Raw genomic sequence first — 13,797 nt, 5'->3', positions numbered from 1 at the left:
CACTTTTGTGCGGATCTTAACGAAAACAGGTGGGTCAATTTTATTCGCTCATAACCCACCTAAGTGGGTCAATTTTGCATGCCGATTCACAAAGGGAGATTGTACGCTGTCACGCGGCCAGATCTACTATCTGCTGCGCAACCCGGTCTATCTCGGTAAAATCCGCCACAAGGATAAGATCTGGAACGGACAACATCCGGCGATCATCGACCAGGACATCTGGGACCGGGTGCAGGAGAAAATGCGCCAAGCCTCGCGGCGATCCCGTGCAGACCCTACACCCAATGAGCGCCAACGTACCAATGACCCCGACGCCTGGCTCACGGGTCGTCTGAGGGATGAGACAGGTGATCGGTTGACGCCAACCCACACCACGCGCAAAGGCAGACGGTTGCGCTACTATGTCTCCAATAGATTGACCTCGGGCGGCAAGGATACTTGCGGCTGGCGACTGCCCGGACCGGCGCTGGAAAACGCGGTCATTGATGTCATCGTCAGACATCTGCAAGACGCCGCCGTCGCGCACCGGGTACTGGCGCAGCCGGAGGCCGGATCAGCCGAGGCAGTGCAGACTTTAGTTGCGGACTTAGTGATCCGGCGTCAAGGCCAGGGCGATCTGTTTGGCGCAGATATCCTGGCCAACGGTATAATTGCGCGAGGACAGATCGACCTCGAACTGAATCCCGAGACTCTGGCAAGCGCACTTGGCATCACTGCTGACCAACTGCACCCGGATCTCACACACATCACCGCACCCTTCGATCTGCGCCGCCGCGGCGTCGAGGCCAAGGTCATCGCCGGAGACATGGCACCCCAACCCGATCCTCACCTCCGGTCCATGCTGATCCGTGCCCATGGCTGGGCCCGTGATCTGAAAGCCGGGATGCAACTGATGGAAATTGCGCGGCAGGAAAACCTCCCCGGCGCCTTCATCCGCACACGCGCCCAGCTCGCCTTTCTCTCACCAAAGATTCAGGCCGCGATTCTCGACGGCACCCAGCCGCCCGAACTCACACTCAAGCGTCTTGTCAGCGTGACCCATCCACTTGATTGGGCTGAACAGGAGCGCCTATTCGGCTTCTGACACCTCCAGATCCGGCGTCCCTGATACAGGGTTCGGCCTCCCTGATCCGAATAAACATTTCCCTGTTTCCACAAAAAAATTCCCTGTTTCACGTTTTAGGGAATTTGCAACTTAAGCCATTGGAAAAAATAGAGTTGTGACATCTGAAATGCCGGGTTCCAGACCTGTTTTGCGAAAATTCCCTGTAAATTGCAGGTTATCAGGGAAACCCAGTCCAAAGCGACCCCGCCAAAATGCGTCACTGAGACTTGGGCCTGAATTGCACTCTGAGTGTACGGTCTGCTTCGTCTCTGATTGAAAGCGCATGCGCTTACTCGCGGGAATTGCGACACAATTCCGGGTCAGAAAACACAACTGAAGTGAGACGGGTATGAGTGGCGGGGAGACAGGGATTCGAACCCTGGGAACGCTCTCACGTTCAACGGTTTTCAAGACCGCCGCATTCGACCACTCTGCCACCTCCCCGCGTGAGGCTGGGTCTATGACGAGTTGAGCGCGGTGGCAAGCCATAAAGCGGGAAATCTTGCCGAAGCGAATGTAGCAGTCTTTCCATGGCCCGATGCCCGCGCTATGATCTGCGGGAAAGACCGCACAAGACTGGCAACAAGAACCAGCAATGACGCGGTGGGGCGCGGCCGGAATGGCCTTGTCAGGCAAGGGATTGAGAAAATGGAGCGAGCTACGGGCACACGCTTTGGGCCACAACGGCTGGCAATTTTGGTCGTGACCATGGCAGCATTGGCTGGATGCGAAGAAGGGCTACTTACTGCAGAGGACCCGCCTGAGGATACGGCCGCCGAAGATGCGGACAACACAAACCGGTTCGAACTGTTCCCCGAGGCTGCCGCGACCAATCAGCGCGATGTTGAGGCCCCCGAGGTTTTTCAGGTCACCGAAGCAGGATTGTGGGACGGGCGGCCATCGCTGGGTGGTATCTGGGTGGCGCATCCCGATGTGACTCAACCCGAGCGGGTGCTGATCAAGAATACAGCCAACAACAAATCGGTAACGGGTGCCCTGTTCCGCCGTGAGCGGAATTTGCCGGGACCCGCGCTGCAGGTCTCGTCATCCGCTGCCGAGCAATTGGGAATGCTGGCTGGTGCTCCAACCAGGGTGCAGGTTGTCGCGTTGCGACGTGAGGCTATTGAAGAACCCCCTGCACCTGTCGCCGCGGAACCTGCCGAAGAGACAGATAGTGCAGAGAGTTCGGAAACAACCGACACCGCAGAAGCGTCGGAAGCGGGCGCTGCTGAAAAGCCTCAAAAGCGGAAATGGTGGCAGAAAAAGCCAAGCACCGAAGCAGCGACCGGAGCTGCAGTCGTTGCTGGGGCTGCCGTTGCTGCATCGTCGAATGAAGATGCGCCCAGTGCAGAAGCCCCGACCAATGCAGAAGCCCCGACCAGTGAATTGGCCGCGAATGAGGCCCCAGCCCCAGAGAAACCGGCCAAACGCAAATGGTGGCAGAAAAAGCCAAGCGACGAGACTGCAGTCGCTGCAGCTGGCGCAGCAACCGCAGCGGCTGCCGGGACCGAATCCCCTTCGTCAGAAACACAGACGGCAGCATTGTCGGATCCCGAACTGACGGCACCGGCTGAAAAACCGGCCAAGCGCAAGTGGTGGCAAAAGAAAGACCCTAACGCAATCACCGAAACGCCTCTGGACCCGATTGCCGGAGCGGCAGCGGCCATCGAGGCCTCTGAACCAACGGCGGCGGCACCAGCGACGGCGAGTGCTGCGGCGACAAGTGGGTTGGCAAAACCTTTTGTTCAGGCGGGCACCTTCAGCGTAGAATCCAACGCCAAGAGCGCGGCGGACAAGATCCGGCGCAATGGCATGGCTGCCGAAGTCATGGAACTGAAAAGCGAGGACAAGTCGGTCTGGCGCGTTTTGGTTGGACCCGTTGCAACCCGCGCGGAACGTCGTGCGATGTTGAACGATGTGAAAGACCTTGGGTTTACCGATGCTTTCACGGCAAAGAACTGATCAAACAGGAGGCCCATGATGCTTTCCGCTTTGCGATCCACCACACTGTCCCTCGGGTTGGCGCTGTTGACACTGCCTGCCCATGCCTTCGACACCACCGCGCGTGCGGCTTATGTGATGGACCAGAAAACCGGCACTGTGCTGTTGTCTAAAGACGCCGATCAGCCTCTGCCCCCAGCGTCCATGTCGAAGCTCATGACGCTTTATGTGGCGTTTGAAGCCTTGCGCGATGGTCGTTTGACGCTGGACGAAACTTTGCCCGTCTCGGAACATGCAATGAGCTATGGCGGCTCGACCATGTTCCTGAACACGCAGGATCGTGTCCGGGTCGAGGATCTTTTGCGTGGGATCATCGTGCTTTCGGGCAATGACGCCTGTGTCGTGATCGCCGAAGCGCTCAGCCCCGACGGAAGCGAAGCCGGATTCGCCCGTTTCATGACTCAGCGGGCGCAGCAGATGGGCATGAACAACTCGAACTTTGCCAATTCCAACGGCTGGCCTGCTGCTGGGCACATGATGTCAGTGCACGATCTGGCAGTTCTGGCCGACCGGCTGATCACCGATTTCCCCGAGTACTATCCCCTGTTCGCCGAAGAAGAGTTCGAATTCGATGGCCGCGCGCCCTCGAACGCGCGGAACCGCAATCCGCTGCTGAAGCTGGATATCGGTGCCGATGGCCTCAAGACTGGCCATACCCAAGAGGCAGGATATGGTTTGGTCGGTTCTGCCAAACAAGGCGACCGACGGGTTGTCTTTGTTCTTTCAGGGCTCGACAGCACCGCCAAGCGCGCAGAGGAGGCTGAGGCCGTGGTTAACTGGTCGTTTCGAAATTTTGTCGAGAGGACAGTTGCCAAATCAGAAGAACCGGTAGCCCAGGCCAAGCTTTGGATGGGGGCGGAAAAGACTGTGGGATTGGTGCCCGAGGGTGATCTGACCTTGCTGTTCCCCGTTTTGGGCGACAAGGACATCAAGGCCGAGGTTGTCTATGACGGCCCTATCAACGCACCCGTCAGCAAAGGCCAGCAATTGGCCGAGCTTGTGATCCAACCCGAGGGATTGCCCGAAATCCGCCGCCCGCTGGTTGCGGAAAAGGATGTTCCCTTGGGCGGGTTTGTCGTGCGTATGTTGACCGTGGGTGGCATCGTTCTGAAAGAAGTGATCAACACTCCGCTGGAGCAAATGTGACAGCGCGCGGAACGTTTCTGACCTTCGAAGGCATTGACGGATCAGGCAAGTCCACGCAGGCGCGCCTGCTGGCCGAGCACTTGCGGCATCAAGGCCGCGACGTCGTTCTGACGCGCGAGCCCGGCGGATCGGACGGGGCAGAAGAAATTCGCAGCCTTGTGCTGCAGGGTGATCCGGACCGCTGGTCGGCCGAGACCGAGATCCTGCTGTTCACCGCTGCCCGGCGCGATCATCTTGAGCGCACGATTGAACCCGCGTTGGCAGAGGGCAAGGTTGTGATCTGCGATCGCTTTGCCGACAGTACCCGGATGTATCAAGGTCTGTCGCGCGGCGATCTGCGGGGTTTGGTGGATCAGTTGCACAGCTTGATGATCCGGCGAGAGCCAGATATGACCTTGCTGATCGATATGGACCCGGAAACCGGCCTGTTGCGCGCCAAAGGTCGACAGGGCACCGAAGAACGGTTCGAAGATTTCGGTTTGGAGCTTCAACAACAGATGCGGGCAGGTTTTCTGGGTCTGGCCCATGAATTCTCTGACCGTTTCCACGTGGTCGACGGCAATCGGGACATGGACAGCGTTGCGCGGGATGTGACAGATATTGTCATGACGTCCCTGCAATTGAGCTGACATGAGCGACGATATCCAAACACCGGATCAGGCCCCTGGTGCCCCGCATCCGCGCGAAACTCTCAAGCTGTTCGGACAGGATGCGGCCCAAGAGGCGTTTTTAACCGCGTATAACTCGGGCCGGCTGCACCACGGCTGGTTGCTGACGGGGTCGCGGGGTGTGGGCAAGGCTACCCTTGCCTGGCGCATTGCACAGTTTTTGTTGGCCACACCTCCGGCAGATGAAGGCGGGTTGTTTGGCGCCCCTCCTGCGCCTGAGACGTTGGACATCGACCCGGACCACCCCGTCGCTCACCGAATCCAGGCGGGGGCCGAGCCCGGCCTTGCCGCAATCACCCGGTCCGTCAACGATCAGGGACGGCTGCGCAACGAAATCGTTGTCGATGACATCCGCAAATTGGGCAAGTTCTTCGGCCTGTCCTCTGCCGATGGTGGTCGCCGGGTTGTTATCGTCGATTCAGCGGATGAAATGAATGTCAGTGCTGCCAATGCGCTGCTGAAGATGCTCGAAGAGCCGCCAGCGCGCACGACGCTGCTGCTGATTTCACACCAACCTTCGCGCCTGCTGCCGACCATCCGTTCGCGTTGCCGCACGCTGCGGCTTTCACCCCTTGACGCAGATGACATGAAGGCCGCGCTAGTGCAGACCGGCACAGAAATCCCTAGTCGGGCTGAACATTTGGCAGCCCTCGCCGCCGGGTCAGTGGGTGATGCCGTCCGCTTGATCAATCTCGGCGGGCTAGAGCTTTATGCCGAGCTGATTGCAATTCTGGGCTCCCTTCCCCGGCTCGACCGCCAGCGCACCCTAAAACTGGCAGAAGCGGCTGCTCCGCGAGGTGCTGCGGAACGGTTTGATCTGCTGCTTTCGCTGATCGACGTTGCGCTCTCGCGTTTGGCGCTGACAGGTGCAAAAGGTGCCGCCCCCATACCCGAGGCCGCCCCGAATGAGGCTGAAACTCTGTCGCGCCTCTCTAACTCGCAGCACAAGGCCCGCCAATGGGCGGAGGTCGCCGCGCTCATCACGACGCGCGCGCGGCATGGGCAGGCGGTGAACCTTGACCCTGCCTCGCTTGTCCTAGATACGGTGTTCAAGATACAGGAAACCGCCGGTCACAGCTGATGAGCCTCACCCCCGAAATTACCGACAGCCACTGCCATCTGGATTTCCCTGATTTCGACGGTCAGTTGGATGATATCGTCGCCCGCGCTGCCGAGGCTGGCGTGACCCGCATGGTGACCATCTGCACCCGGCTGCGCAACGAACCCGCTGTGCGCGCCATCGCCGAGGCTCACTCCCCAGTCTTCTACGCTGCAGGCACCCACCCGATGAGCGCCGCTGATGAGCCGATGGCCACGGTCGATGAGCTGGTCGCATTGGCTAAGCATCCCAAGTTCGTGGGCATTGGGGAAAGCGGGCTTGATTATCACTACACGGCCGAGTCGGCGGATGTGCAGAAACAATCACTGCGCATCCATATCGAGGCCGCCCAGCGCACCGGCCTGCCATTGATCATCCACGCGCGCGCTGCTGATGACGACATGGCCCGCATTCTGACCGAAGAGCATCGCAATGCGCCCTATTCCTGCGTCATGCATTGCTTTTCTTCGTCGGCAGAACTGGCCCGGGCCGCGCTTGATCTGGGCTTTTACCTGTCCATGTCCGGCATCGCGGCCTTCCCAAGAAGCCAAGAACTACGCGATATCTTCGCTTCGGCACCTGTTGACCGAATTCTGGTCGAAACCGATGCGCCCTATCTTGCCCCCCCACCATATCGCGGTAAACGGAATGAGCCCGCCTATACGGCACACACCGCCCGTAAAGGAGCTGAGGTCTTCGGATTGGATTACGCAGATTTCGCCGCAAAAACGCAGGCCAATTTTGATCGGCTCTTCACTAAAGCCGCCACATACAAGGCGGCTGCATGAGCGAGCTGCGCCTGACAATTCTGGGCTGCGGGTCATCCGGTGGCGTCCCCCGTCTTGGGGGGCATTGGGGTGATTGTGATCCGGAAAACCCGAAAAACCAGCGGCGGCGATGCTCGTTACTGGTCGAACGTGACGGGCCGGATGGGACAACTTCGGTTCTGATCGACACATCACCGGATATGCGCAGCCAATTGCTGGACACCGGGACGGGGCGATTGGACGGTGTCGTCTACACGCATTCCCATGCGGATCACATGAATGGGATCGACGATCTGCGGATGATCGTCTTCAACATGAAAACCCGCGTCCCTGTCTGGGCCGATGGTGACACGCAGAACGATCTGCTCAGCCGGTTTGGCTATGCCTTCGTTCAGCCCGAGGGATCGCCGTATCCGCCGATACTCGATCTCAAGACAATCAATGGGCCGTTCGAAATTTCCGGCCCTGGCGGCCTGATCCCGCTTCGACCATTTCGCGTAAACCACGGATCAATCGATGCGCTTGGCTTCAGGATGGGAAACGTCGTTTATCTGCCTGATGTAGCAGAGCTTTATGATGAGAGCATGACTGAACTGGCGAATCTGGACTGCCTGATTATTGACGCTCTGCGTCGTTCCCCGCATCCGACACATGCCCATCTGGAAAAGACGCTGGGCTGGATTGACCAGTTGAAACCTAAACGCGCCGTTTTGACCAACATGCATATCGATCTGGATTATGCGACGGTCGATGCGGAAACACCGGATCATATCACGCCTGCCTATGATGGCATGGTGATCCGGCACGCCCTGTAAGGCATGCTGCTACACGCGCTTACGATACCCCGTATGGCTCCGCCATGTTACAAAGCCTGATTGATGTCATCCTGCCGGTGTTTCTGGTCATCGGTGCCGGATACACGGCGACGAAGTTCGGCTATTTTCGCGAAACCCATATCGATGGGTTAATGAGTTTCACGCAGAACTTTGCCATTCCCTGCCTACTGTTTCTCGCCATTGCCAATCTCGATCTCGGCACCAGCTTCGATCCTCGGCTTTTGGTCAGTTTCTATTCAGCAGCTGGTCTGTGTTTTGTCGCTGGTATGATCGGTGCGCGCCTGATCTTCGGACGCGCGTGGGAGGATTCGGTTGCTATTGGATTTTGCTGTCTGTTTTCAAACTCGGTCCTCTTGGGGTTGCCTATTACCGAGCGCGCCTATGGGGTCGAAAATCTAGTGGGCAACTTCACAATCATCGCGTTCCACTCACCCTTTTGCTATTGTCTCGGCATCACGGTGATGGAGGTGCTTCGAAACCGCGGCAACGGCGGAGTGCGGATGTTGAAATCCGTGCTGTCGGCCATGTTCAAGAATGCACTCATTCTTGGGATCTCGTTGGGGTTTGTCGTAAACCTCACTGGACTGGCCATACCCGGAGTTGTGGACGAAGCCTTGAACCTGATCACCCGCGCGGCCTTGCCCGGTGCCCTGTTCGCGCTGGGGGGCGTGCTGGTCAAGTACCGGCCCGAGGGCGATCTGCGCACCATTATCTTCGTTTGCTGTATCTCGTTGATGCTGCACCCAAGCCTGGTTTGGTTCTTCGGATCATCTCTGGCGCTGCCGCAAGACCTGTTCCGCTCGGGCGTACTGACGGCGGCCATGGCGCCGGGGATCAATTCGTATATTTTCGCTAACATGTATGGCCATGCCAAACGCGTCGCCGCATCGTCGGTTCTGATCGGAACGACCGCGTCGATATTGACGGTCTGGTTGTGGCTGACTCTGCTGGGATGACGAAATTGCCAACACCGCATTGACTCTGCCCACCAGCAATACATCTATCGCAGAACCTATCCGGAGCCCTGCATGACACACGCCGTTATCGTCGCCCATGGCCAACCCTCGGACCCTGCACCTGCAGAAGCTGCGCTAGCAGCCTTTGCGCGAGAGGTAGATGAGTTATGTCAACGGGTTTCGGTATCGTCGGCCACATTGGCAGCCCCGCAGGCGTTGGAAAATTGCCTTGATGGATTGACCAGCGACACGGTTATCTACCCCTTATTCATGGCGCGCGGCTGGTTTGTCACCAGCGCTCTGCCAAAGCGGATTGGCCAGCGTTCTGTCACGATTCTGGACCCCATGGGTATCGATCCCGAACTGCCTGCCCTGATTACAGCGGCCATACATCAGGAACTGACGAACAGGGTTTGGAGCGCGGCGGACACAGATCTTGTGATCGCTGCACATGGCTCGGGCCGCAGCGCCAATCCGGCCATTGTCGCAAAGGGTTTCGCCGAGAATCTGGGTCGGCTTACCGCGTTCAATAGCATTCGCACCGGGTTCGTTGAGCAAACCCCATCAATTGCGGACGCCGCCACCGGGTGCGGTGGCAAGGCGCTGTGCCTGCCGTTTTTTGCCTGCACCGGAGGCCATGTTTTGGAAGATGTACCCGAGGAACTTGCCCGCGCCAGCTTTCACGGACACGTAATGCCCGTGATTTCAGAGCTTCCTCAGGTCAAGCGACACATCGCGGCGACGTTGGATACACTGTAGCGAAGCAAAGGGGGGCCACCTGCGTCAACCGGAATGCTGCGCATCCGATAGCTCGCAATAGAAACGGTGGCAGGATCGCCCGCTTCGTTTCGCGGCGTATAAAGCCAGATCGGCGGCATGAAGAATATCCTCGGCCTTGGGCACTTCGAATTGTGTCGAGAGTGCTGTACCAATACTTGCCGATATACGGCAGGTTGCCCCATCGAACTGCATCGGCTTGCACAGGCGTGAAATCAGGCGCCCTGCAATACCATCAAGCTTTGTACGATCGTTCATGCCCTTAAAAATCAAGACAAACTCATCACCCCCGACTCGGGCAACCGTGTCGTCGCTGCGTGTGACGTCCAGCATGATCTTTGCGGCTTGCTGCAGAACATAGTCCCCTGCAGCATGCCCCAATCGATCATTGACCGATTTGAAGAAATCCAGATCCAGATGCATCATTGCAAAACTCGATTTCGACGAAATCAAATGCCCCAGAATATGATCCATCGCACGTCGATTTTTCAGCCCGGTCAACGTGTCCGTATAGGCTTGTTCTTCTGCCGCCAGCATCGCACCTTGCAGACGCAAGTTCAGTGAGCGTGACGCTTCCATCGCGGCAGAATTTGCCTCGACCAGATACAACAATTCTATGGCCAGATCAGTGCCCGGGAAATCGGTGCTGGTCAGAGAATAGTCGCGTACCGCATCCAGTATCGAAATTCCAAACGACAGGTTGATGACCGCCCCGCTTCCGCCAGGAAACGGCGCAATCAGACCTTTGAACGCAGTCTGCGGCCGGTCTTGAAACCTGAGGTGTAGCTTTCGGTCCGGCACCATCATCAGCGCAGCTACTGTCGTGATTGAGCGAGGGCGCACCAGTTCAAAGACATCCAGAAAGCTTCGGCCGACCATAGGCCGATCCGGACGTAGCTTCTGCAGAGTTGGTCCAACCTGCCCGATCCGCCCCATGTCATCTACAAGGACGAACATCGGACATAAGGTGTCCAGCAACTGTCCAAGATCTGCGGTCTTGATCATGATTTACGTGCCCCAAGATCAAAGTGACGCCCTTCGGCAAACGCGCTTTCGATCAATGTGATAGAAATCAACTCAGCCCCGTTTTGGCACCCTTCATTGGACAGGATCACCAACGCCCCATAGTCATCCGCCATGGCTCGTAGTACACCTGTCATGACGCTGGAATACCCCGGCAAATCAGGAGTACAGTGCAGGTGATATTCCCCGGGCGAGTGTTCCTGCAGTTCCAAATCCGGCAATCTCAGATCGGACACAGCGAGGCGGACGCGATCCGACAGATCATCAAGCGAATGCAGAAACTCCAAATAGGTGACCCCGCCAAAACGCAATAGCCTGCGTAGATCTTCCATGTTCGAGTGTGAGACCAGATAAGTGCCCAAATCCTCAAGAAATTCGGATTTTGGGCGGTTCAAGTCAGCGCACAAAGCGTCGAGCACTCGGGTCGATATCTCCGCGTCATAGATCAACATCGCCTCGAACTCGTCAAATCCCAGCCCGGCCGTATGAGTCGCGCGCAACCAGCATTGACGCCCGTAGGTGGCGCAAACAAAGGATTGGATCGCCCTGTTGATCAGCCCGTGCATGAGTCGCCTCAGATTGAAAGACACTCTCAAGTGATCGCAGAAAACTTAACAAAAACCCAAAATCCGATACGGGATTATGAGAATCCGATCTAATCCCAAACTGAGGGGCGGATTGGGCAGCGATCAGAAATCGGTCGGCGCACCGCCTTCGGCCTTGCGGCGCTCAACAAACTCGGCCAGCTCCTCGCGGATCGCCTCATCCATCTTCGGGGCTTCGAAATTGTTCACGATCTCCTTGAACATCCGATGGGCACGTTCCGCAGTCCAGATACCACCAGCTGCTTCCCAGGCTTCGAAGTTTTTCCAGTCACTCAGGAACGGCTGATAAAATGCGGTGGTATAGCGATCTTGCGTATGTTGGATGCCAAAGAAATGCCCGTCGTTTCCAACAGACCGGATCGCTTCAAGGGCGATGTCATCCGGGCCCGTTGCTGTCAGTTCCGGCTGCATATACCGCTGAATCTGCTGCAGGATTTCGCAATCCATGATGAACTTCTCGGGGCTTGCGATAAGGCCTCCTTCAAGCCAGCCTGCCGCATGATATACCATGTTGGTGCCTGACTGCACCGCCGCCCAAAGGGAATTCGAGGTTTCCCAAACCGACTGCCCATCGGGCACATTTGCCGCGCAAACGCCCGAGGACCGCATAGGCAAGCCATAATACCGTGCCATCTGCCCAGTCATCTGGGTCGAGCGCATGTATTCCGGTGTCCCGAATGCAGGCGCACCGGATTTCATATCGACATTCGAAGTAAAGGTCCCGATCACGCATGGAATACCCGGGCGAACATACTGAAACAACGCAATCGCGCACAGCGCTTCGGCAAGCGATTGTGCCACTGCGCCAGCCATCGTTACAGGGGCCATCGCCCCGGCCAGAGTGAAAGGCGTCACGACAATTGCCTGCCCACGCCGCGCAAGCCGCAGGCAGCCATCGATCATTGGATGGTCGTGTTTCAACGGTGAGGTCGAGTTGATGTTAGTGTACATGCGGGGCGTGGCCTCGAATTCCTCGTGGCTCAGGCCACCCGCGATACGCACCATCTCCATCACGTCTTCGACGCGCTCTTTCCCCAGCGAATAGGCATGCATTGCCTTGTCGGTCAGGGTCAGCTTGTCATAAAGCACATCAAGGTGCCGTATGCTGGCGTGGATATCGACCGGCTCAACCGGATATCCACCTGCAAAGTGGATACAGTTGAAGTATTGCGTCAGCTTCAGCAGGTCCTGACACATCCGCCGGGTGCCGGGCACTTTTTTTCCGATTTCCATGTCCCAATAATTTGGTGGGGATGAAACATTGCCGAACAGAATGGTCCTGCCACCAATCTCGATCTGATGCTCCGGGTTGCGCGGCGTGATGGTAAATTTGCTGGGCGCCTTGCCCACCATTTCCATCACGAAATCCCGGTCCATACGGACGTTGTCGCCGGAAATTGTACAGCCCGCCTTGCGCAGGATCCCGATGGCTTCTTGATTGTAGAACTCGATGCCGATCTCTTCGAGAATCCGCATGGCACCTTCGTGAACCGCTTCGATTCCCTCGGGTCCCAACGGCTCGATTGGCTTGTCGATGTTTGTGGGCGGGTTCCAGGGCATCTGCTCGATCACCGCCGCGCCGCGCCTCGCGGCTGCGCCCGCGCGTCCACCACCGCGACGTTTGCGTGTCTTGCTCTCAGCCATCACCATCCTCCGCGCTTTCACTCCTATGAAAGCCCCGAAGATTCAGTATCGCCGTTCTGTCTGCGACAAGAGTTGTCGGTTTTATTATCCAACCCGGCGATTTGGAACCGAGGTTATTCGGTTTTCGACAACCAGCCGGGAATGTGCCCGATGTTGGGCAAGACGACATCCGCCAGCGGTTCGAGTGTTTTGGCCGTCGCCATGCCGGTCAGAACCCCGATGGTGACCATCCCTGCGGCGCGTCCCGCCTCTAGATCGTGAAGACTGTCACCAACCATCGCAACACGAGATGGCGCGACCTCGACATGCTGAGCAAAGGCCAATAGCTGCCCCGGACCTGGCTTGTAACCATGTCCGCTGTCATATCCGGCTACAAAATCAAAATGGTCCCGCACACCAACGGACTGCAGGTGCCGCAGGGCCGGCATTTCAGCATCGTTCGTCGCAACGCCCAGTTTCAGCCCGGCGCGCCGCAGCTCGGCAAGGAATGGTGCCAAGGGAACGGCTTGGATCTGCTCTGCGTTCGCTGACGCCCGGTTGAGTGTTTCGATCAGGTGCCCCAGAGATACCTCAGGCAAATGCGGTGTCAGGGCTGCAGCAACTTCATCGACCGTTCCGGCGATGACTACGCTATTCGGGTCGTAGCTCTCTTGTTCAAAATCAAATCCGATGGCCTTCCCCAACTCTGTCGCGCGCTGCACATCTCCATCAGAGAGCTGCAGCATCGCGATACGCCCGAACGCACCCCAAGTGGCTGCAAAATCAAAAAGAGTACCGTCCTTGTCGAACACGAGGGCGTCGATTGCCATGAAACAAATTTCCTTTGGGTTAGGTCCAGTGCATATCCGAAATTCCGGACAACGCGGCACGGGCTTGACCCGGCTCTTCGTAGGGCACGGAATTGGCGTCACAAAAAGCGATCACCCATGAATCGTCAAGCAGCAGAAAGTCCAACACAGACCCAAGAAATTCAGCCTCACCCGCACGGTCGCGCAAATCTTGTTCCGAGGCACCTGTCGCCCCCAGGAAAACGGGCAGCAACTCATCATTTCCCACCAGCCAGCCCAGCACATTCAGGGCCAGAGTTTCAGCGGAATTGGCGGAGATCGGCATAAACTGGCCTCGGACACTGTGTTGGAAAGGGTTTGTTAACCAGACTCATAAACACTT

The 13,797-nt window shown here is 57.6% G+C and carries 14 protein-coding genes and 1 tRNA gene; 9 read left to right on the top strand and 6 right to left on the bottom strand.

Annotated features, from left to right (window positions below; genetic code table 11):
• Window positions 1-1,084: recombinase family protein (locus tag ACRZ96_RS19235; RefSeq protein ID WP_480814940.1), on the top strand; the 1,084-nt coding region annotated here is incomplete at its 5' end.
• Window positions 1,085-1,459: 375 nt separating this feature from the next.
• On the opposite strand, the gene ACRZ96_RS19230 is transcribed toward ACRZ96_RS19235, so the two are convergent.
• Window positions 1,460-1,549: transfer RNA gene (locus ACRZ96_RS19230), tRNA-Ser, on the bottom strand.
• Between the two features lie 204 nt (window positions 1,550-1,753).
• On the opposite strand from ACRZ96_RS19230, the gene ACRZ96_RS19225 reads away from it, so the two are divergent.
• The 8 genes from ACRZ96_RS19225 to ACRZ96_RS19190 all read left to right on the top strand — a co-directional run bounded on the left by ACRZ96_RS19225 (window position 1,754) and on the right by ACRZ96_RS19190 (window position 9,337).
• Window positions 1,754-3,067 carry an SPOR domain-containing protein gene (locus tag ACRZ96_RS19225; RefSeq protein WP_480814939.1) on the top strand — a complete coding sequence of 438 codons (1,314 nt, stop codon included), beginning with the start codon at window positions 1,754-1,756 and terminating at the stop codon, window positions 3,065-3,067.
• A gap of 18 nt (window positions 3,068-3,085) precedes the next feature.
• On the top strand, window positions 3,086-4,252 hold the full coding sequence (locus ACRZ96_RS19220; RefSeq protein WP_480771595.1) for a D-alanyl-D-alanine carboxypeptidase family protein: 1,167 nt from the start codon (window positions 3,086-3,088) through the stop codon (window positions 4,250-4,252).
• Window positions 4,249-4,881, top strand: a complete 633-nt coding sequence (gene tmk, locus ACRZ96_RS19215; protein WP_170663793.1) for a dTMP kinase — start codon at window positions 4,249-4,251, stop codon at window positions 4,879-4,881. Before ACRZ96_RS19220 ends, tmk begins: the two co-directional genes overlap by 4 nt.
• Window position 4,882: 1 nt before the next feature.
• On the top strand, window positions 4,883-6,001 hold the full coding sequence (locus ACRZ96_RS19210; RefSeq protein ID WP_480814938.1) for a DNA polymerase III subunit delta': 1,119 nt from the start codon (window positions 4,883-4,885) through the stop codon (window positions 5,999-6,001).
• Window positions 6,001-6,807 (top strand): TatD family hydrolase, encoded by an 807-nt coding sequence (locus ACRZ96_RS19205; protein WP_480705409.1) that lies wholly within the window; start codon window positions 6,001-6,003, stop codon window positions 6,805-6,807. The genes ACRZ96_RS19210 and ACRZ96_RS19205 overlap by 1 nt, the downstream gene beginning before the upstream one ends.
• Window positions 6,804-7,601, top strand: coding sequence for an MBL fold metallo-hydrolase (locus tag ACRZ96_RS19200; RefSeq protein ID WP_480771597.1), 798 nt, complete (start codon window positions 6,804-6,806; stop codon window positions 7,599-7,601). Before ACRZ96_RS19205 ends, ACRZ96_RS19200 begins: the two co-directional genes overlap by 4 nt.
• Window positions 7,602-7,645: 44 nt before the next feature.
• Window positions 7,646-8,578, top strand: a complete 933-nt coding sequence (locus tag ACRZ96_RS19195; RefSeq protein WP_170800016.1) for an AEC family transporter — start codon at window positions 7,646-7,648, stop codon at window positions 8,576-8,578.
• 72 nt (window positions 8,579-8,650) lie between these two features.
• Window positions 8,651-9,337 carry a CbiX/SirB N-terminal domain-containing protein gene (locus ACRZ96_RS19190; protein WP_480705413.1) on the top strand — a complete coding sequence of 229 codons (687 nt, stop codon included), beginning with the start codon at window positions 8,651-8,653 and terminating at the stop codon, window positions 9,335-9,337.
• A 24-nt stretch (window positions 9,338-9,361) separates the two neighbouring features.
• Here ACRZ96_RS19190 and ACRZ96_RS19185 read toward each other — a convergent pair whose 3' ends face one another.
• The 5 genes from ACRZ96_RS19185 to ACRZ96_RS19165 form a co-directional block, all read right to left on the bottom strand.
• Entirely contained in the window at window positions 9,362-10,360 is a 999-nt protein-coding gene (locus ACRZ96_RS19185) for a GGDEF domain-containing protein (protein ID WP_170403937.1), read from the bottom strand.
• Window positions 10,357-10,944: a heme NO-binding domain-containing protein gene (locus ACRZ96_RS19180; protein WP_170403939.1), complete on the bottom strand. Its 588-nt coding sequence runs from the start codon at window positions 10,942-10,944 to the stop codon at window positions 10,357-10,359. The genes ACRZ96_RS19185 and ACRZ96_RS19180 overlap by 4 nt, the downstream gene beginning before the upstream one ends.
• A 123-nt stretch (window positions 10,945-11,067) precedes the next feature.
• Complete coding sequence (locus ACRZ96_RS19175) at window positions 11,068-12,627, bottom strand: trimethylamine methyltransferase family protein (RefSeq protein ID WP_170403942.1); 1,560 nt, start codon at window positions 12,625-12,627, stop codon at window positions 11,068-11,070.
• Window positions 12,628-12,740: 113 nt separating this feature from the next.
• Window positions 12,741-13,436, bottom strand: coding sequence for an HAD family hydrolase (locus ACRZ96_RS19170; protein ID WP_480705417.1), 696 nt, complete (start codon window positions 13,434-13,436; stop codon window positions 12,741-12,743).
• Between the two features lie 19 nt (window positions 13,437-13,455).
• Window positions 13,456-13,740, bottom strand: a complete 285-nt coding sequence (locus ACRZ96_RS19165) for a DUF3572 domain-containing protein (RefSeq protein ID WP_170397013.1) — start codon at window positions 13,738-13,740, stop codon at window positions 13,456-13,458.
• Window positions 13,741-13,797: the final 57 nt, after the last annotated feature.

This window comes from Ruegeria sp. CF1 (genome assembly GCF_056537445.1).
This window is presented reverse-complemented; position numbering and strand designations above follow the sequence as displayed.